Here is an 18942-nt window from a genome sequence, read left to right as displayed (position 1 = left end):
TTATAAACCTTTATACGTCGAAAGGTTATAGACAATACTAAATAACATGTCACAAAAACATATATTATTAAAAGGGATTACCTGGGATCACAGTCGTGGATATACATCAGCGGTAGCTACTGCTCAACGATTTCATGAGTTAAATCCAAATGTCGAAATTGTATGGGAAAAACGATCACTTCAAGCTTTTGCAGACGAACCCATAGATCAATTAGCAAAGCGCTATGATTTATTAATTATAGATCATCCATGGGCAGGGTTTGCAGCAAGAACAGGAGTTATTATTTCTTTAAGCAAGCATTTGCCTAAAGATTTTTTAGACGACCAACTAGCAAACTCGGTTGGAAAATCTCATGAAAGTTATTGTTTTGATGGTTACCAAAGCGCTCTAGCAATTGATGCAGCCACTCCAGTTGCTGCATCAAGACCTGATTTATTAGAAAAATTGGGAAAGGAAATACCTAAAACATGGGATGATTTAATGGAATTGGCGAAGGCTGGTAAAATAGCGATTCCAGGAATCCCACAGGATACATTAATGAGTTTTTATATGCTTTGCTCAACTCTGGGAGAAGATGTGGCAATTACAAAAGATTATTTTATTTCAGAAGAAATAGGGCTTAAAGCGTTAGATATTTTAAGAACTTTAGGTCAATATATAAATCCTTCGTGTTTCAGTATGAACCCGATAAAAGTATACGAGGCTATGACACGAACCGATAAGTTTGTATACTCGCCCTTTGCATACGGTTATTCCAATTACTCGAGAAGGGGATATGCTAAACATATTTTAAAATTTCATAATACGGTTTCTTTAGAAGGAAAGAAATTAATTACAACCTTAGGAGGTACAGGGTTAGCAATTTCATCAAACTCTGCTCATCAAGACATTGCATTACAATATGCTCAATACGTAGCATCTCCAGAGGTACAAAAAACTATCTTTTTTGATAATGGAGGTCAACCTGGTCATAGAGAGGCATGGTTAGATACATCTAATAATTATATGTCTATGGATTATTTTAAGGACACGTTATTTACACTTGATAATGCATTTTTAAGACCGAGGTATCATGGACATATGTATTTTCAAGATCATGCTGGTGCTCCAATCAGAGATTTTATGAAAGATGGAGGAAATGCAAAGAGTGTGTTACACAAATTAAACACGCTATATCTTGAATCTTTAAAGAAGGAATTATAATATGTTACCATTAAAAGGTATAACCGTTTTAGAATTTGCTCAATTTATGGCAGGACCTTCAGCTGGTCTAAAGATGGCCGATTTAGGGGCTCGTGTTATTAAAATTGAACGTCCTAAAACAGGGGAAGCGGGTAGACAAATTGCTCTTAAGGATATTTATATAGATGAAAGTAGTATGGTGTTTCACACAGCGAATAGAAATAAACAATCCTATGCTGCAAATTTAAAATCATCTGAAGATTTAGAAAAAATTAAAAAGCTTATAGCCCAGGCAGATGTTATGACACATAATTTCAGACCAGGTGTAATGGAGAAAATTGGATTGGATTATAAAACAGTTTCGGCGATAAACCCAAAAATAATATACGGTGTGGTATCGGGGTATGGTAACGTTGGACCATGGGCAAAAAAACCAGGGCAAGATTTGTTAATTCAATCATTATCAGGTTTTGTAAATCTTACGGGAAATAAAAATGATCAACCTATTGCTTCTGGTCTAGCAACTTCAGATATTTTTACTGGAGGCCACTTAGTGCAGGGTATATTAGCAGCATTAATTCAAAGAAATAATACAGGAAAAGGAGCCAAAATTGAAGTAAGTTTACTGGAATCCACTTTGGATATCCAATTTGAAGTACTTACTTCTTATTTAAATAATGGTAATGTATTACCATTTCGCGCGGATCAAGGAAACTCTCATGCTTATCTTGATGCTCCTTATGGTGTTTATCAAACAAAAGACAGGTATATTTCTGTGGCATTGACTCCTTTAGATGAATTATTTAGCGCTATGAAAATAAAATTACCTGATGAATTTGAAGATAAGAGTGTATGGTATGAAAAGCGAAATGATATTATGTCTTATCTGGCTAAAGAGTTTGTAAAAGAGACTACCGCCTATTGGTTGTCTATTTTTGAACCTTTAGATTTTAAAGTTTCAGATGTATATAACTATCACGAATTTCTTAATCATGAAGGCTATAAAGTGCTAAAAATGGATCAGGAAGTAATAACATCGGATGGTATACCTATGAAAACCACTAGATGTCCAATTCGTTTGGATGGAGAGCGCATTTTAAATTCTAAATCAGCTCCAAAAGTAGGGGAGAATAATGCCATTATTGATAGAGAGTTTAATTTAAGCTAGTTATGATAAAACCATTAGAGGGAATATTAGTTGTTGATTTTAGTCAATATTTATCGGGACCTTCAGCCAGTTTAAGGTTAGCCGATTTAGGAGCTAGAGTAATCAAGATTGAAAAACCAGAGAGCGGGGATCTTTGTAGAAATCTATATTTTTCAAATTTGGTAATGGATAATGAATCTTCCATGTTTCATGCTATCAATAGAAATAAAGAAAGTTATGCTGCTGATTTAAAAAAAACAAAGGACAGACAAAATGTATATAATATTATTAAAAAGGCAGATGTTTTAATTCATAATTTCAGACCAAATGTAGTAGAAAGGTTGGGGATTGACTATGAAAAAATTAAATTAATTAATCCTACCATCGTTTACGCAGAACTTACGGGTTATGGTAAAGAAGGGGTATGGAAAAATAAACCAGGTTTAGATTTATTAATTCAATCTTTATCTGGGTTAACACAATTAAATGGAAATGATGGTATGGGACCTGTACCCATTGGATTGGCAGTAGTAGATATATTATCAGGTATACATTTATCTCAAGGTATTTTAGCTTGTTTATACCGAAGATTAACTCAAGGAACTGGAGCTAGGGTAGAGGTTAGTATGTTAGAATCCGCAATTGAATATCAATTTGAATCTATTACTTGTTTTTTTACAGATGGAGGACAGCCGACTATTCGGCCACAATCAAATTCAGCTCACGCATATTTAGGGGCACCTTATGGGATATATCCAACTAAGGATGGATTTATGGCTTTGGCAATGGGGTCAATTCCATTTATAGGAAAACTTATTGGATGTAAATTTTTGAAGAAATATAAAACAGCAACAAGTTGGTACGATCAAAGAGATGAGATTAAAAATATATTAGCGACGCATTTAAAAACTAAAACAACGAGTGCATGGTTAAGTGTGTTAGAACCAGCAGATGTTTGGTGTGCAAAAGTGATGAATTGGAAAGAACTGTTTGATGAAGAGGCATTTAAAATATTAAATATGATACAAAAAGTAAATCGTACTAATGGTTATAAATATGAAACCACTAGATGTCCAATTCAAATTAATGGAACATGGTTAACATCCACAACAGGTAGTCCAATATTAGGGGAGCACAACAAAAAAATTGAAAATGAATTTTTACAATCATAAAAAATGGCTATATGAATGATAATCCATCACATTTGAGTATTTCAAAAGTTAACGGAGTTGCTATAATTAGTTTGAATAGACCAAAGGCAAATAGTTATTCTAAAGAATTTCTAGAACAAATATATATAGCTATAGATGAAGCTAGTGAAGATCCACATATAAAAATCATTTTACTCAAGAGTGCCTCTGAAAAGTTTTTTTGTGCTGGTGCTGATATAAAAATTTTTAGCAGAAACACTACAAAAGAAAATATAGCAATGGTTGTAGCAGCAAGAAAGGTTTCTGATGCTATCGTTTCAAGTCCTAAAATAGTAATAGCGGCGGTTAGTGGTCATGCTTTAGGAGGTGGTTTAGAAATAGTAATGGCTTGTGATATCCGTTTAGCATCAGAGGGAGATTATTTAATAGGCTTGCCTGAGGTAAAACTAGGCTTAATGCCAGGGAATGGTGGTACTCCAAGATTAATCGATTTAATTGGAGTAAGTAGAGCAATGGAGCTTTTGGTTACTGGACATACTATTTCTCCTCAAAAAGCATATGATTACGGATTATTTCATCAATTATATAATAAAACTGTCTTTAATAAAGAAGTAGAAAATTATGTTAATGAATTAGCATCGGGAGCAGGACAAGCTATGAAGGCTATAAAAGAATATATTAAATTACATAAAGGAATGACCGCCGCTCAGGCTCTAGATTTTGAGAATTCATCTGTAAATACTCTTTACGACACTTACGATGCCAAAGAAGGATTTTTAGCATTTATAGAAAAGCGTACACCAAAATTTAAATAAATTATAAAACTATTATTATGTCTGACAAAATAACCCATTACTCAGTTTTTATTAATGGTGAATGGTTAAATCCATTAAAGAGAGATTCTTTTGAGGTGCAAAACCCTGCTACTAATGAAACTTTTGCAACTGTAACTGCATGTTCCATAGAGGATGTTCAGTTAGCATTAGAAACTTCAAAAAAGGCACAGATTGGATGGCATTTAACACCAGCACAAACAAGAGCTAATTACCTTTTTGAGTTATGTAATAAATTAAAGGAAAAAAAAGAATACTTTGCATCGTTAATAGTAAAAGAACAAGGAAAAACCTATATAGAGGCTTTAGGAGAGGTAGATGATACCATTCGTTACATGTGGTATGCTGCAGAAGCTGGTCGTAGAATTCAAGGAGCAGTTTTTCCCTCTGATAATCCAAATGAGCGTCTTGAGATTCATAAAGTACCTTATGGAGTTACAGTTGCCTTATGTGCATTTAATTTTCCATTAGCTTTAATTGGGCGTAAATTAGGACCAGCTTTAGTAACTGGGAATTCAATTATTCTGAAACCTCATGAATTAACTCCAATTACTACTTCCGAATTTTGTAAGCTAGTTGAAGAAGTTGATATACCTAGGGGTGTAGTTAATATGATTGTAACTAAAGATACAGACGCAGCTAGTTTATTGGTAAAAAGTCCTATAACTAAATTAATAAGCTTAACAGGAAGTACAGATGCTGGAAGGGCGATGTATCGTTTGGCAGCTGATAATATAACTGGGTTGATTTTAGAATTAGGAGGAAAAGCACCATTTATAGTTTTAGATGATGCTGATATAGACAAGGCAGTAGAAGCCGCAGTAATTTCTAGATTTGCAAATTGTGGACAAGTTTGTATCTGTAATGAAATGGTAATGGTAGATGAAAGGATTGCTGATGAATTTACAGATAAATTAATTAAACGTGTACAACAAATTAAAGTTGGAAACCCTTTTGATACTTCTGTGAATATGGGACCAAATGTAAGTTCAGTTGGTTTAGAACGGGTACATGAATTAGTTCAATTTGATGTAGCGAATGGAGCCGAACTCAGAATGGGGGGAAATCGTCCAGAAGGAAAAATATATGAAAAAGGAAATTGGTATGCGCCAACTGTCCTTACAAATATTAAAAATGATTCAGCTACAGCTAAACAAGAATTATTTTCTCCAATTTTACCTATAATGAAGATAAATGGCTTTGATGAAGCGATGAGTATAACCAATGCTAAGGAAGAAGGTTTATCAGCATATTTATTTACAAATAATTATAAGCTACATCAAAAAGCAATTGATCAGTTAGAGGTAGGGACAATTTTTATAAATAAGCAAATAGTTGGCTACATACAAGGATACCACTCTGGGCATAAAACCTCAGGAATTGGTGGTGAAGATGGGATTTATGGGATAGACCAATTTCTGCAAAAACGAACAGTTTATTTGGATTATTCTAATTAAAAATTCACTTTAAAATCTAATAATTTAGAGTGAAAGTTTCCTTTTTCTGTCATAGAATCAGACATTTCATAAGTATTTTCAATAGGTATGTTTAACTTCCTCGTATTTGGTTAAATCATCAACTCCATGAGAAATGATATTTTCAATTGTAACCACATGTGAATATCAAAGAAATTATTGTAAAAAACAGAAATAGGGAGCTCTGAGAATATAGTTCTATAAATATTAATACTGTGTAAGACGAAGTTTCAAAGTACTTAAATGTAAATCCTTGTTACCATCAATAAGGGTTTAGTGGGTTCAAATTTTTTAACGCTGTTCTCGCAGCCGATATTGCCCCCATCACCCACAAGGTGTTAGCATCACTTACCGTTAAAAAATCTTACTACAAATTAAGTGATTTAATTTTTAATTGCGAATCGAGTAATTATATAAGTATATAGCTATCCAATATTCCCGAAAATTAAACTCGCAAAATATTTATCGGAAAAGGGACGGCATAAAGCCGTTCCGATGTCTCTTTTTATTCCGTTTCCTTTCCACTCCAAAATTTTGCCTTCCGTTTGATTGATGCTCAAATATTGTTTAACCTACCTGTCGGCAGACAGGTCTAAAAATTTCATTATTATGGAAACAAAAACAAAAGCAAGCGGTGTAGCAAAAAAACAAAGTGCTACTATTAAAAAGGACGTTCAAAAGAAATTGACCCAAGAGGCAGTTGAGAAAACTGTAAAAGCTGAAACGAAGGTTGTTCCTCAAAAAGCAGAAATCAGTTTGGATGAGCGTATCCAGAAGTTTGAAAAGTTACGAGGCTTGGCAACGCAACGGGAACGCTTGGCAGAGACCTTAACCGAACTCACCAAATTCAATTACAATCAGGATGGTTCGAGTAGTTTCTTTATTCGGGATTCCCGTCATCTAGAATTTAAAACCACTAATTCAAATCTTATCAAATTGGTGACCTCGCATTTACAATCCACGTTGGAACAACGTAAAGCAGAAATTGAACAGCAGATTGTTCAATTTGAGTTGTAAAACTTAATTTTCCATTTATTAAAAAGCCTACTCGCAAGAGTGGGCTTTTCTTTTTTTAATCTATAAAATTTAACATCATGTATTTAAATCATTTACAACAGGAGGAGATTTTTATTCCATCAGAAATAAAATCTTTTGAAAGTATTACAGGAATTAAGTCCCGTAGAGGACTTGAAAATGTCATTGTATCAAATGGCAAAATTGTTAATATGGTATCCAAAAGTTATGGGCATATTCCCAATGAACTATTTTTTCATAAAGCAGAACAACTTCTGGTAGATGCCAATCTAAAGTATCGTAAACGAACCATCAATCGAAATGACAGGTTGTTTGCGATGGATTTTATCATCGAAAATAACAATCTATTTGAACTTAAAAATAAACAAGACCAAATACTACCCATGCTCCGTTTTAAGAATTCTTACGATGGGAGTGAGAAAACGTCGGGGCATTTTGGTTTTTTTAGACAAGTTTGTTCAAATGGACTTCATATTGCCCAATCAAAAATTGCCTTTTCCATCAGACACACTAAAAACAGTACGAATTTTATTATGCCTGAATTGGAATGGCTCTTTGAGAAGTTTATGGATAATGAGTTTTATAGTATTTCAAATCAATTTCTACAAATGAACAAAGCTCCCATTAATGATGAAGAAGCATTTGTTTTCGAAGTGCTGAATTGTATAAAATTGTTTCAATATGCATGTAGTACTGAAAACAATAATCCTTCAAAAAAGGCAAGAATGGTGTTAGATACCCTGTATAAAGAGTCCATACGCCTTGGTGAATCACCAAATTTATGGTTTGGCTACAATGCTTTTAATAGGGTATTACATACACAGCTAAAAAAGGGTTTTTCTCAACAAGAGAAACTAGATAAGGCGTTGTTTGAAGCAATTTATGCAATGGTATAAATACACGGTTAGGCCGCTCCAGTGCCTTGTAAAACTGGAGTTTCATTTTATTTGTAACCTATGAAATCTCACAAAAAATCAACTAGAAAAGCAGTAGATAAAACAATAACGTTTAATACAAAATGGAATGGAATTCCACTGCTTATTACCTATACTAAAAATTATTACAAAATTGCTGGTATTTCGCATATAACAGTAAAAGCTCCTGAACCGTTGCCCATAACCGAAACTGGATTTCGGTCTATGTGGTTTCATGAGGAAGAATTAAGCACTACAACCCCAGTAGCCTTCCTTCTTGAAATACTTAACTTTGAGAGCCAAACTAGGCAATGGAAAAAATACATAGCGGCTCAAAAACTGAAAGCAAAACAAAGCAATCAATTGGAGCTGTTTTAAGGATACCTACGTTTTGAAATTTTATTAGGAATAGGAATGGAGGGAATAATCAGTGTAGGAAATTATAAAAGATCCCTTCGTAAAGCTGAGCTTTTTTGTTGAGTATTTTAGAAATAGCAACTGATATGCATCTTAAGATCTATAAAAAAAATCATTTTTCTATTTATATTGCATCCTCAATTTAAAAAAAGTAACATGAAAGATTTAATTTCAAAGATCGAAGCCGAATTCGAATCATTTCAAAAAGATGCAAACTCGCAATTAGAAAGTGGAAATAAAGCAGCTGGAACCAGAGCGCGTAAAGCCTCTTTAGAGCTTACAAAGCTTTTTAAAGAGTTTAGAAAAGTGTCCGTTGAAGAAGGAAAAAAATAGGTACACAAAAAAGGCAGACTAATTGGTGTTAGTCTGCCTTATCATGATCGCTATTATAGTAATAGCAAAAGAGAGCGTTTATGTATTTATAGTTAAGAATTATCTACTATTGCTGCATCAGGTGCATTTGATTTAACAGAAGCGATTCCAGTTTCCATAGCCGAAGTACTCGAATACATCTCACTAGTGCCGATTACTTGACCATTACTCGATTTTAAATTAAAAAACGGACTTCCATCTTTGGCGGTATTCCGTTCAAACATTGCATCATCTTGAGCATTTTTCTTTACAGAGGCGATACCATTCTCACAAGCTGATTTAGTGGTGTACCCTTGACTACTTAAGATCACTTGTCCATTTGTAGCTTTTAGATTAAACCGATATTTGTCAGATGTATCGGTGTTTATTTCAAATTTTCCCATGGTTTGTTAATTTTAGTTTGAATATAAAACTTTTAGAAAGAGTTTCAAAATATCCTATACGTTATTGAAAAAATTAAGAGTTTAAATCAGTCTATATTAAGATAGTATTTTTTTAAATCCACCGCGCTCCTCATTTTTCATTTTCTAAAAAGTCCTTTTTGGTAAATCCTTCTTTTGGATTTACTCGGCAAAGTCCTGAAAATAAAAATTGAGTCTTCCCCACATTTTAAGGGTTTTATAATAAAAGAAGCCGTTACCTGTTTTTCGGGATAACGAAAAACAGCGGTAGTGATCTAAGGACTTCTAAGCCGAAATCATTTTTTTTAGGCGTTTAACTTCCCGTACACGCCTGCAAAAATGTATCGGCTAAGCATTCCTAAACCACTATAGAACCTGTCAAAACTATAACAAGTTTTGCTTAGAAATAAGGTTTCTACTTCCTGGTAAATCCTAGGATTTACTGGCGTCAGCAGACACTCCTGATTTCTGCTCAAAAGTCTTGACAGAACCTACTGCTTTTATAAGTGCTATGCACGCAAGAAGGCAAACAAACACCCCTTAAAATGTTAGCTTATTAATAGGATGAATCTTTTAAATGAAATACTGAACACTATTTTTTAAACTAGTGAAAAATTAAAGAAACTTCATTTATAAAGTACTTCACTCAAAAGCTTGCAGACAAAGGGCATTTAAGAACCTTTTAAATTTTTTAATTATGAGTACTTTAAAAAATCAAGTGCAACTTATCGGAAACGTAGGGCAAGAGCCACAAGTAACCGTTTTAGATAATGGTAAAAAAGTAGCTAGAATTTCATTAGCAACTAATGAGAATTTTAAAAACTCCAAAGGCGAGAAACAAACCAATACCGACTGGCATCAATTGGTAGCCTGGGGGAAAGTGGCTTCCCTAATCGAAGACTATGTATTTACGGGTAAAGAGATTGCCGTACAGGGAAAACTCTCCTCGCGCTCTTATGAGGATAAAGAAGGCGTAAAACGCTATGTAACCGAGGTTATCGTCTCAGAGATTTTATTCCTTGGTGGAAACCAAGCAAGTTAAACAAGAATACAGCAGGTCCCCCGACCTGCTGTATTTAACTATTTCGGATCAATTTAAAATTGAATAGTTATGTTAAACAAAGTTAATGAAATTCAACTCTCGTATAAAGAAAGTTTTTTGACCAGTTGTGAAACAACTATTTCCAGTAGTAGCAAAGCTGCTGCTATTCTTTTACAATCCTTTGATATGAATACCATCGCTTTACAAGAGACTTTTAAAGTCTTATTGTTAAATAATAGCAATAAGGTAAAAGGAATCTATACGCTTTCCATAGGCGGTATCACGGGTACGCTGGTTGATATCCGCATTTTATTTGCAGTAGTACTAAAGAGCCTTAGTACAGCGGTTATTTTATGTCATAACCATCCCAGTGGCACACTCAAAGCCAGTGAATTGGATAAGGAAATCACACAAAAAATCAAAAAAGCAGGTTCGTATCTTGATGTGAAAGTATTAGACCATATTATTTTAAGCCCCGATGGGAAGTACTTCAGTTTTGCGGATAATGGTTTGTTGTAAAATAAAGATGATGGAAAAAATAATAAAGAATTTGAAATTTGGTTGGAAGCATGTCAAGACCAAGGAAATTACCCCGATGATTTTGCCCCCAAACTATATGATTTGTAAGGGCTAAATTTTAAGATTATGGTTTATTTGAATTACAATAACCTCGATAACGAAACTCAAAATCGGTTGCTTTCCATGTCCAAAAAAGATGTGGAAAGTCGATTTGGGAAACAATTAAAGCACTACGCTAGGGAACACTATGTAAATTATGAATCCCTATTGGAAGAAGAAGCGATACGAAATCTATACAATTATACGTATGTTTTCAGTATCTAAATAGCAAATAACACCAATCAAGCCCATCAATTATGATGGGCATTTTTTATGCGTAATCCCTTGAAATGAGTATCTTTAAAACATGAGGTAACAGCCTTTTTGGTCATCAAAATAGGTTCGTTTTGACAGCTTTCCAAACGGACGATTTGACTTTCCTTATATGACCATTTTAACACCATTGAAATAAGGCACCCACCATGGTGGGATGTATGAATTTTGTCCCTGCGGGACAAAAAGGAGTAGCAAGAGGGTAACCCGCTGACGCGTGGTTACTGATTTGAATTGTTAGTATTTGATAGGGATTGCCTAGAATTCATATCAAAATACATGTAAATAGGAGGAGACTAAAGTTTGTTTTTTACTAAAAAAACCGCTTAGCCCAGTAAAACCTATACAAATTTTACTAAAAAATGGATAAAGGATACGAAAAAGAACCCTTTGTGACGGTTAAAATAAAGGAATCTGTGATGAAGAAATTTAGGAGCTATTGCAAACAATTGGGGTGTTCTCAATCCATGACTTTATTAGTGATGTTGGAATTTTTTGAAACGAGTGGGATCTCTCCAAAAGAACGCATGGATTCTAAAATGCAGACCTTAGAAAGCTTAGTAAAAAAAAGAATCAATCATGTGATTGCGATGATTAAAGAACAAGAAAAGACGCAGACAAAACCTACTTTGTCAATGTTACAAGCCCTTTTTGAAGGCGCAGCCCTCAAGGATACACCCAAGTTTGTGGAAAAGAAGCCCAAGAAAAAGCCTCCCAAGTTTGTAGAGAAGAAAAGAGATGTAGATGAATTATAAAGGAAATGCTTATGTATGTAACAATATCAGCACAAAAATTAGAAGGCAGTTATCCGCAAAGTGTAAGCGGTTATGTAGCGTATCTAGAAAAAGAAAATGAAGGGGTCTCCAAAGAGGAAATGGAACATTTTTTTAATCAATATGGGGAAGCAATAAATAGGGAGGAGGTTATTAAAGAAATTGATAGCAATACCGCAAAGCTAAAGAAAACAGAGCCTAAGTTTTATTCCATTACCATCAATCCAAGTCAACGTGAACTAAGGGCTATAAACAATTCTGTAACTGATTTAAAACGATACACCAAAGCCGTAATGGAAGCCTATGTAACGTCTTTTCATCGTGAAATCAATGGAAGAAATGTGACCATTGCTGATATAAAATATTATGCAAAACTAGAGCATAAGCGTTATTTCAAAGGAAGCGATACGGAAATTATAGAAAATCAAAAGTATGCTAGTGAGATCCTTAAGCTCAAGCAAGAACTTCGCAAGTTTCCTATGGAAATTCAGAGCGCTCAGAAGGGAACGCAACCAACTGCTAAAAAAGCGAAATTGGTCAAACAAAGAGAACTGCATAAGCGCATAGAACAGTTGGAAAGGGAAGCGCCCCATCAGCTGCATGGCAAGCGCATTGTTCAAGGGATGGAGAAACCCGGGAATCAATCCCATATCCATATTATTGTTAGTAGAAAGGATGCTACCAATAGCGTAAGTCTTTCTCCTGGGAGTACCTATAAAGCTTCCAAAGTAACCATCAATGGGAAAGAAGTGAAAAGGGGATTCGATAGGAATCAATTTTATAAAGATGCTGAAAAGGTATTTGATAGAATGTTTGCATACAATCGGAATTATGTGGAATCCTATAAAGCACGAAAGCTATTAAAGCATAAGCCTACGAAATTCTTTTTGAAAGTGTTGCAACTCCCATCAAATGAGAAAGCCCTTGCATTGAAATTACTAAAAGAGCAACAGGTCCCCGTGACTACCATTCCTACCAATAAAGTGCAACTGGCAATTAAAGCACTTAAACAGGTTAAAAAAGGAATTGATGTTGGGATTCGCTCATCATCCATTGGATATTAAAGTGGAGAAGGATGATAAATGTTTGGACATATTTGTGGGTTTTCATTGGGATGGGATGCATCGCATTTGTATTGATTCGGTATAGTAAATATGGCTTGTTTCTATCACTTATATTGATGAACCTTCTATGGATAGAAGGAAGTTATGGGCATGATATACAGATGATTTCTAAAAGTGTGATACATCTCTATTGCCCAATGTTGCTTATAAATGTAATCTTGTTTGGAATTTTGACAAAAGAGGGGAGTAGTGGTACTGATAGACGATTTAAAGCGATTTTAAAACTTCAATCTGGAAAACTAATATTGGAAAACATTCGCAGAGGCATATCCGTGATCGGCGCTGCTGGGAGTGGCAAGACAGCAAGTGTTACCTATGGGTTATTACAGCATTTTAAAAAGCATCAGTTTAGTGGAATCATCCATGATTACAAACATTTTGAAATTACGGAATTAGCTTATCCTTTATTAAAGGATTCAGGGATTGATTTTAAAGTGATTTGTTTAGACACCATATATTCCAAAGTGAATCCTATAGCGCCCCGATATTTACCCAATGAAGAAAGTGTGTATGAAGTATCGCGGGTTTTAGTTGAAAATCTATTGGAACAGACCTCTGATACGTATAAAGGAGCGAATCATTTTTTTAAAGATGCAGCGGAAGGCCTGATAAGCGGGCTTATTTGGAAGCTAAAAAGTACCTATCCTACCTATTGTACTTTACCCCATCTTATCATATTATATCAGTTATTAGATACAGAAAGTCTAGAGGCTTTTTTACAAACCAATCGCATTGCTGCAGGAATGGCTGCTGCCTTTATACAAGGGATAGAATCGGAAAAACAAACGGCAGGGGTCAAGAGCACACTTTCCAATGCGCTAAAGAAAATTAGCAGTCAGCGACTCTTTATGGCTTTATCAGCCGATGAAACACCACTTCATTTAAACCGACTTCCAAAACCTACTGTTTTATCAGTGGTAAACAATCCACTTTATGAGGCAGCCTATGCGCCCGTGATTGCAACCATTATGCATACGGCTGTAAAACAGATGTCAGTTAGAAATGCAGCACCCTCTTTTTTGTTAATGGAAGAAGCGCCGACCTTGCGACTGTTGAACATGCATCGAATACCAGCGACCCTTCGAAGTTTTGATATCGCCACCGTTTATGTGTTACAAGATAAAGTCCAGAATGACATGATGTACGGGGACAAGGGAAGTAGAGCGATTCTTAGTAACCTATCCTATCAATTCTTTGGCAAGGCGAATGATCCCTTGACCGCAAAGTATTATGAACAGTTTTTTGAGATGATAAAAACAAAAACCAGGAGTGTTACTAAAAGTAGTTCGCTCAGCTTTGAAGCTAGAATTACCACAGGAGAACGAGAAATTGCTAAAAATAGAGCAAGTACGTTTTTTAGTTTACGGCAAGGGGAATTTATCAGCTTTGCAGATGGAAAAGATCGAAAGATTCGCTTTCCAGTGCCTGAATTTGATAAGGTCAAACCTTTACCAGAAAAAGTCTATACAGCTAAAGAACTAAAAGAAAATTATAAAAGGATATATAAGGAGGTGAAGGGGATATTTCAAGCTTCCTGAGATAGCATCCTCAAGATATTTAAAAAAGCCTGTTTTCAATAACAATTGTCCAGTTTTTGATAAAAGCTAATCCAAAACCCTGTATTAATTTTATTCAAAATAAATTATTTCCCCTCAAACCAATTCATTTAAGTACATGAAAAATGAAGGTAAGGAGAATTATATTATGGGGAATCTGTCTGCTGTATGTACTGTTATTCGTATACGCTTCGGTAAGCAAGTTTTTGAATTTTCAGAATTTCAGAATGCAGTTAGGACAGTCCCCTGTAATAAAAGGATTTGCTGACATTATTGCATGGGGTATCCCATGTATAGAATTGGTCACCTCATTTCTGTTACTTCATAAACGGACAAGAATTATCGGGTTGATTTTAGCGGTACTGTTAATGACCATGTTTAGTACCTATATTTATATCATTCTTTACCATGCTGTATCTGTTCCTTGTTCTTGTGGGGGTATTTTGGAAGCTTTGGGCTGGAAGGAACACCTTTATTTTAATTTAGGAATCCTTTTACTTGGAATTTGGGCACTTAGTATTGCGCTTGTTTTAAATAAATGGATCAATTCAGTTTTTATTCAAGTAGGGTTGGTAGCAATTAACATACTTATAGGTGTATTGTCTGTAGTTCTGTTGTATGTAACCTCAGAAAGACTTATACGTTATAAAAATCCCTTTATTAGAAATTATTCTCATAGAATGGTTAAGAAAGGCGTATTTAATTTAGGAGTGAATTCTTATTACCTAGCAGGAATAGATACATCATTCCTTTATCTAGGGAATTATACCCGTCCCTTACAAATTTTAAAAATAGATCAAGACCTCGAAGCATCAGAACGAATTACAATAAAGATGTCTAAAGATGACTTACCTGGAAAAGCTGCACAAAGTCGAGTAATTCCACCAAATGTATTTCTTCTGGATGGTCAGATTTCTCGAATATTGAAAGGAAAGACGACGGATTGGCAAATGACGTTTCGATGGGATGGTAGCAAACAGTTTTCAGATCCAGTACAGTTTGATGAAAATCAATGGGTAGTAAAACACACTATTTATAAAAAGAGGAAAAGAGCAATGGGAATTTTAAAGATGAAAGATTCTTTACCAATTCAATCCAAGCCTATGCTTCTAAAAAAACAAATTGACGGTTTCTTCGATGTTTCTGGGACACTGACCAAAGATCCAATAACCAGAAATATGGTATATGTATATCGTTACCGAAACTTATTCGAAGTAATGGATAGTTTATTGAATCCCGTATTTACTGCTCATACCATTGATACGATACAGAAAGCTCAAATGATCATAGATTCGGTAACCTTGAAAAATCAATACAAGTTAATTTCATCTGTAACGGTTAATACAACGGCAGTAGCCTATAATGGTCTATTGTTTGTCCGATCAAAAATACTCGGGAAATATGAACCAGAATTAATTTGGGAACAGGCTGATGTGATTGATGTTTATCAATTAGAGGATGGGGCTTATTTGAATAGTTTCTATGTCTACCGAATGAATCAAGCTCCAGTGCGCCAAATTTTTATATGGAAGAATGATTTTTATGGTCTAACGGGAGATTATCTGGTACGCTATGATATTTCTCAGGTATGGAAACAAGCATTAAACAGTAAAGAATAAATATACAATCGCGATTGCAGGGAAAGGTCGAAAACCTGAATGAAAAGAGTAGACCATAATAATTAAAAATCAAAAAGTATGAAAACAGATTTTTTAAAAAAGCTATTGCCAGTTATGATTATGGCAATAGCTGTAATCGGAGCTTTTACTACCCATGCCATGGAGACAAAAGCTGAAATAGTAGCCATCGAGAATGGTTATGTTCAGCTAGATCCAGCAGGGGCACAGTGTGAATTAGATATGGAAACAGCATGTACATCAACAATAACGGATGAATTGTGTACCGTGGATTACAGTCCTAGTGGTAATCAATTGTTCAAAAAGGATGAATCTGGTAACTGTACCATTCAATTGTACCGTCCTGAATAAAAGGACTGGAAGTTAAGAGGGAGCTTTGTTGAAGCTCCCTCTTTTTTATGTTTTTTTTGTAGTATTAATAAGATTTATGGCGTCCAACCTGCTTTGGACTCGTCTTTTAGGTAGTGCCCGAACCACTGCTCAATTTTTCGTGTGATGTCCCTTTGGTGTGTAGGAGCTATAATGGAATGTGTCTCACCAGGATATATAAGTAAGGCATTTTCCCTATGCAATCTTTTAAGTGCCAAATGAAAGGCGATGGACTGCTTATAACTCACATGATCGTCTTTATCTCCAGCATAGAGCAGTAACGGGGTCTGTACATTTTTAGCATGGTATAGCGGCGAATTGTCCAAATATCCCTGATAGTCATCATAAAGAGAGTTTTTCAACCGAAATTGGTAATCTTCGTGCATATAATATCGATAGGCAATTTGTTGTTCTGTGGTTACATAGTTCCAATTAAAACTGGAAATCCCAGCACCAGCAGCGGCAGCAGTAAAGAGATGTGTTTGTGTGATGGTGAACATGGTTTCATAACCGCCAAAAGAATAGCCAGTAAGCCCTATCCTTTTAGGATCGATAGCAGCAGTTTTTATGGCAGCCTTTGTACCTGATACAATACAATCTACAGCGGAAAATCCTGGTTCTCCTACTTCATAAACAATGTCAGGAAGAAATACAAAATAACCTTTCGACGTAAGGTTCGATGCATTTACTCCAGAATGGTTATATTGACTAGGATTGATATAATCATTGTAAAACTGTGATTTTTTCTCATAAATATTGACAATCATCGGATATAGGGAATCCTTTTGATAACCTATGGGATACCTCAATGTACCAATCAATCGTTTTCCATGTTTATTGCTATAGGTGATCGTGTCCGTGTGGTACCATTGATATGTTTTGTAATGAGGATTGCTCTGTACCAAGGTTTTGAGCTTCTTGTTTTGAATGCTAAAGTATTTGATGGCAGTAGGTCGTTTATTGGTCTCCGTTGTATAGGCGATAGACTTACCATCTGGGGAACTTATAGACCGCTCCGTATAGAAGGATTTAAAATCAATGGTATGGATGTTTTTTTTATTTTTGGAATAGGCATACCCCCTAAGAAGACCTTTGGTCATGGAAAAGAACAACGCTTGTTCATTAACATATGGAGTTTCACTTTTTATATGAGGGTTTATTAGGCTATAAGTGATTCCTTTTTCTTTTCCCCTGGTAATTCGAACAGGGGTTTTATCATCTAAAAATACTTTCCATAGATCGTATTTGTCATACATAAAAACTGCAGTTTCATTTTCGTTCCAACCAACAGGCGATTCAAGCCCATTCATCATAATTTTATAGGATTCGGGGGATGAATATTTTGCGGTAAGGTTAATTTTCTTTTGTTTTTTCATATCATAACACCACCATTGTCCTTGATGTCCATACAATAAAAACCTGCCAGAAGGACTTCTTTTTAATTGATTTATAGAATGATCGTATTTTTTAATCAGTAAGGTTCGTTTTCCAGTAACAAGGTTCATTCCATACAGATCTATACGATTTCTATAGTGTGTTTTGAAGCCATAGGTACTTTGGTTATAGACCAATACCTGATTGTTGGCATTCTTGTAAATTGCTTGAGGGAATTCTTCATCTGTTATGCGCAAGGATTTATTTTTCTTCACATCCCAAACACTGACATGCGAAGTGTTTTTCCACCCTTGGGTAGCATTCATTATTTTATAGGGAAAAGGATCTGTATACTTCCAAACTTGAGGAATTTCAGAGCTCTGAACTGCTTCCCGGCGCTTATGGGCAAAAAATATTTTGGAGCCATCTAGAGAAAACATAAAGGGATATTCCCAGGAAGGCTCTAGTATATGACTTTTTGGAAAGTTGTTCGAAATAAGTGGGTCAAAATGTTTTTCTGTTTTGTTTTCAAAATGATAGTATCCAAGAAATCCAGCACTATTCTCTGAGGAAGTTAGGGCGTAGGCTAGTGCCTTTCCCTTAGGATGCCAACCTATTTGTAGAATAGGTCGCTTTTGTGGGGCAAGAATAGTGATTTTTGGAAACCCTTTTTTTAAGGCAATCACTTCCATGGAGTAGGTATTTGAATCTTTAATGATTATGGCCAACCTATCCGAGGTTTCGTCATAACTGTATTTATTTACATTAGAAATGGTCAGGGAGTCAGAATCACGATCATGGATTATGCTAAGCTTATTTGTATCCTTTTCCAACCGAAATATATATGTCTGATCATCACTAATGGCAAACTCGGTTTTTTTAGGATAGTAGGTCATATGTCCAGAGGTTAAATCAAGATAAACCATTTGATTTTTTATTCCAAATGCAGCTTTATGATCACCTAAAAACTGAAGCCCGTAACCATCTTTAAAACGATAACTTTTAGTGCCTTTTGTTTCTTGGATGCAAAGCGAATCTATTTCTAAATTCGAAAGTGTATAGCTAACCCAAGAGCCGTTTAGCGAGAGTTTACTTAAGTGTAGGTCATACCATAGATGGTAATCGCTCTCTGTAATTGGTTTAAGTGTTTTCTGTGCCCTAGTTATCGTAGGTAATAGAAAAATAACACTTAAAAGTGTATAAAGGATATGTTTAATACTGTGCAGTTTCATATACAGTTTTTAAAAT

19 protein-coding genes are annotated in these 18942 nt (G+C 35.0%); 17 read left to right on the top strand and 2 right to left on the bottom strand.

Annotated elements, in window-relative coordinates:
• The first annotated feature begins 46 nt into the window (after window positions 1–46).
• The 9 genes from JOOMADRAFT_RS16120 to JOOMADRAFT_RS16080 all read left to right on the top strand — a co-directional run bounded on the left by JOOMADRAFT_RS16120 (window position 47) and on the right by JOOMADRAFT_RS16080 (window position 8488).
• On the top strand, window positions 47–1204 hold the full coding sequence (locus tag JOOMADRAFT_RS16120) for an ABC transporter substrate-binding protein (RefSeq protein ID WP_008615233.1): 1158 nt from the start codon (window positions 47–49) through the stop codon (window positions 1202–1204).
• A 1-nt stretch (window position 1205) separates the two neighbouring features.
• Window positions 1206–2351 carry a CaiB/BaiF CoA transferase family protein gene (locus JOOMADRAFT_RS16115; RefSeq protein WP_008615231.1) on the top strand — a complete coding sequence of 382 codons (1146 nt, stop codon included), beginning with the start codon at window positions 1206–1208 and terminating at the stop codon, window positions 2349–2351.
• 2 nt (window positions 2352–2353) lie between these two features.
• Entirely contained in the window at window positions 2354–3502 is a 1149-nt protein-coding gene (locus JOOMADRAFT_RS16110) for a CaiB/BaiF CoA transferase family protein (RefSeq protein ID WP_008615229.1), read from the top strand.
• 11 nt (window positions 3503–3513) lie between these two features.
• The gene (locus tag JOOMADRAFT_RS16105) at window positions 3514–4296 is read left to right on the top strand and encodes an enoyl-CoA hydratase/isomerase family protein (protein WP_008615227.1); all 783 of its coding nucleotides are present in this window, start codon (window positions 3514–3516) and stop codon (window positions 4294–4296) included.
• Window positions 4297–4313: 17 nt separating this feature from the next.
• A complete protein-coding gene (locus JOOMADRAFT_RS16100) occupies window positions 4314–5771 on the top strand; it encodes an aldehyde dehydrogenase family protein (protein ID WP_008615219.1) in 1458 nt (485 codons plus the stop codon).
• Between the two features lie 627 nt (window positions 5772–6398).
• Complete coding sequence (locus JOOMADRAFT_RS16095; protein ID WP_008615217.1) at window positions 6399–6806, top strand: hypothetical protein; 408 nt, start codon at window positions 6399–6401, stop codon at window positions 6804–6806.
• Between the two features lie 77 nt (window positions 6807–6883).
• Window positions 6884–7720: a DUF932 domain-containing protein gene (locus tag JOOMADRAFT_RS16090; RefSeq protein WP_008615216.1), complete on the top strand. Its 837-nt coding sequence runs from the start codon at window positions 6884–6886 to the stop codon at window positions 7718–7720.
• A gap of 60 nt (window positions 7721–7780) precedes the next feature.
• Window positions 7781–8116 carry a hypothetical protein gene (locus JOOMADRAFT_RS16085; RefSeq protein WP_008615215.1) on the top strand — a complete coding sequence of 112 codons (336 nt, stop codon included), beginning with the start codon at window positions 7781–7783 and terminating at the stop codon, window positions 8114–8116.
• Between the two features lie 195 nt (window positions 8117–8311).
• Entirely contained in the window at window positions 8312–8488 is a 177-nt protein-coding gene (locus JOOMADRAFT_RS16080) for a histone H1 (RefSeq protein WP_008615214.1), read from the top strand.
• Between the two features lie 92 nt (window positions 8489–8580).
• On the opposite strand, the gene JOOMADRAFT_RS16075 is transcribed toward JOOMADRAFT_RS16080, so the two are convergent.
• Complete coding sequence (locus JOOMADRAFT_RS16075) at window positions 8581–8910, bottom strand: YegP family protein (protein WP_008615213.1); 330 nt, start codon at window positions 8908–8910, stop codon at window positions 8581–8583.
• A gap of 715 nt (window positions 8911–9625) precedes the next feature.
• Here JOOMADRAFT_RS16075 and JOOMADRAFT_RS16070 point away from each other — a divergent pair.
• The 8 genes from JOOMADRAFT_RS16070 to JOOMADRAFT_RS16040 all read left to right on the top strand — a co-directional run bounded on the left by JOOMADRAFT_RS16070 (window position 9626) and on the right by JOOMADRAFT_RS16040 (window position 16302).
• Entirely contained in the window at window positions 9626–9970 is a 345-nt protein-coding gene (locus JOOMADRAFT_RS16070) for a single-stranded DNA-binding protein (RefSeq protein WP_008610593.1), read from the top strand.
• 69 nt (window positions 9971–10039) lie between these two features.
• Window positions 10040–10489, top strand: coding sequence for a JAB domain-containing protein (locus JOOMADRAFT_RS16065; protein ID WP_008615212.1), 450 nt, complete (start codon window positions 10040–10042; stop codon window positions 10487–10489).
• 126 nt (window positions 10490–10615) lie between these two features.
• Window positions 10616–10813 (top strand): hypothetical protein, encoded by a 198-nt coding sequence (locus JOOMADRAFT_RS19960; protein ID WP_008615211.1) that lies wholly within the window; start codon window positions 10616–10618, stop codon window positions 10811–10813.
• A 410-nt stretch (window positions 10814–11223) separates the two neighbouring features.
• The gene (locus tag JOOMADRAFT_RS16060) at window positions 11224–11616 is read left to right on the top strand and encodes a BfmA/BtgA family mobilization protein (protein WP_008615210.1); all 393 of its coding nucleotides are present in this window, start codon (window positions 11224–11226) and stop codon (window positions 11614–11616) included.
• 11 nt (window positions 11617–11627) lie between these two features.
• Window positions 11628–12698, top strand: a complete 1071-nt coding sequence (mobB, locus tag JOOMADRAFT_RS16055) for a MobB family relaxase (RefSeq protein ID WP_008615209.1) — start codon at window positions 11628–11630, stop codon at window positions 12696–12698.
• Between the two features lie 11 nt (window positions 12699–12709).
• On the top strand, window positions 12710–14296 hold the full coding sequence (locus tag JOOMADRAFT_RS16050) for a type IV secretory system conjugative DNA transfer family protein (protein WP_008615208.1): 1587 nt from the start codon (window positions 12710–12712) through the stop codon (window positions 14294–14296).
• A gap of 143 nt (window positions 14297–14439) precedes the next feature.
• Complete coding sequence (locus tag JOOMADRAFT_RS16045) at window positions 14440–15933, top strand: MauE/DoxX family redox-associated membrane protein (RefSeq protein WP_008615207.1); 1494 nt, start codon at window positions 14440–14442, stop codon at window positions 15931–15933.
• Window positions 15934–16011: 78 nt separating this feature from the next.
• Window positions 16012–16302 carry a DUF6520 family protein gene (locus tag JOOMADRAFT_RS16040; protein ID WP_008615206.1) on the top strand — a complete coding sequence of 97 codons (291 nt, stop codon included), beginning with the start codon at window positions 16012–16014 and terminating at the stop codon, window positions 16300–16302.
• A 74-nt stretch (window positions 16303–16376) separates the two neighbouring features.
• Here JOOMADRAFT_RS16040 and JOOMADRAFT_RS16035 read toward each other — a convergent pair whose 3' ends face one another.
• A complete protein-coding gene (locus JOOMADRAFT_RS16035; protein ID WP_008615204.1) occupies window positions 16377–18926 on the bottom strand; it encodes an alpha/beta hydrolase family protein in 2550 nt (849 codons plus the stop codon).
• Window positions 18927–18942: the final 16 nt, after the last annotated feature.

The sequence above is a fragment of the Galbibacter orientalis DSM 19592 genome, from assembly GCF_000260115.1.
In the GTDB taxonomy this organism is placed as follows: domain Bacteria; phylum Bacteroidota; class Bacteroidia; order Flavobacteriales; family Flavobacteriaceae; genus Galbibacter; species Galbibacter orientalis.
Note: the sequence above shows the minus strand (reverse complement) of the source record. Positions and strands in the feature narration are given on the sequence as shown.

Excerpts from the sequence above, each read along its gene's own strand:
- JOOMADRAFT_RS16080 (WP_008615214.1), top strand. The coding sequence starts at position 8,312 with ATGAAAGATTTAATTTCAAAGATCGAAGCCGAATTCGAATCATTTCAA.
- JOOMADRAFT_RS19960 (WP_008615211.1), top strand. The coding sequence starts at position 10,616 with ATGGTTTATTTGAATTACAATAACCTCGATAACGAAACTCAAAATCGG.
- JOOMADRAFT_RS16065 (WP_008615212.1), top strand. The coding sequence starts at position 10,040 with ATGTTAAACAAAGTTAATGAAATTCAACTCTCGTATAAAGAAAGTTTT.
- JOOMADRAFT_RS16045 (WP_008615207.1), top strand. The coding sequence starts at position 14,440 with ATGAAGGTAAGGAGAATTATATTATGGGGAATCTGTCTGCTGTATGTA.
- JOOMADRAFT_RS16040 (WP_008615206.1), top strand. The coding sequence starts at position 16,012 with ATGAAAACAGATTTTTTAAAAAAGCTATTGCCAGTTATGATTATGGCA.
- JOOMADRAFT_RS16070 (WP_008610593.1), top strand. The coding sequence starts at position 9,626 with ATGAGTACTTTAAAAAATCAAGTGCAACTTATCGGAAACGTAGGGCAA.
- mobB (WP_008615209.1), top strand. The coding sequence starts at position 11,628 with ATGTATGTAACAATATCAGCACAAAAATTAGAAGGCAGTTATCCGCAA.
- JOOMADRAFT_RS16110 (WP_008615229.1), top strand. The coding sequence starts at position 2,354 with ATGATAAAACCATTAGAGGGAATATTAGTTGTTGATTTTAGTCAATAT.
- JOOMADRAFT_RS16075 (WP_008615213.1), bottom strand. The coding sequence starts at position 8,910 with ATGGGAAAATTTGAAATAAACACCGATACATCTGACAAATATCGGTTT.
- JOOMADRAFT_RS16100 (WP_008615219.1), top strand. The coding sequence starts at position 4,314 with ATGTCTGACAAAATAACCCATTACTCAGTTTTTATTAATGGTGAATGG.
- JOOMADRAFT_RS16035 (WP_008615204.1), bottom strand. The coding sequence starts at position 18,926 with ATGAAACTGCACAGTATTAAACATATCCTTTATACACTTTTAAGTGTT.
- JOOMADRAFT_RS16095 (WP_008615217.1), top strand. The coding sequence starts at position 6,399 with ATGGAAACAAAAACAAAAGCAAGCGGTGTAGCAAAAAAACAAAGTGCT.
- JOOMADRAFT_RS16085 (WP_008615215.1), top strand. The coding sequence starts at position 7,781 with ATGAAATCTCACAAAAAATCAACTAGAAAAGCAGTAGATAAAACAATA.
- JOOMADRAFT_RS16105 (WP_008615227.1), top strand. The coding sequence starts at position 3,514 with ATGAATGATAATCCATCACATTTGAGTATTTCAAAAGTTAACGGAGTT.
- JOOMADRAFT_RS16115 (WP_008615231.1), top strand. The coding sequence starts at position 1,206 with ATGTTACCATTAAAAGGTATAACCGTTTTAGAATTTGCTCAATTTATG.
- JOOMADRAFT_RS16050 (WP_008615208.1), top strand. The coding sequence starts at position 12,710 with ATGATAAATGTTTGGACATATTTGTGGGTTTTCATTGGGATGGGATGC.
- JOOMADRAFT_RS16120 (WP_008615233.1), top strand. The coding sequence starts at position 47 with ATGTCACAAAAACATATATTATTAAAAGGGATTACCTGGGATCACAGT.
- JOOMADRAFT_RS16090 (WP_008615216.1), top strand. The coding sequence starts at position 6,884 with ATGTATTTAAATCATTTACAACAGGAGGAGATTTTTATTCCATCAGAA.
- JOOMADRAFT_RS16060 (WP_008615210.1), top strand. The coding sequence starts at position 11,224 with ATGGATAAAGGATACGAAAAAGAACCCTTTGTGACGGTTAAAATAAAG.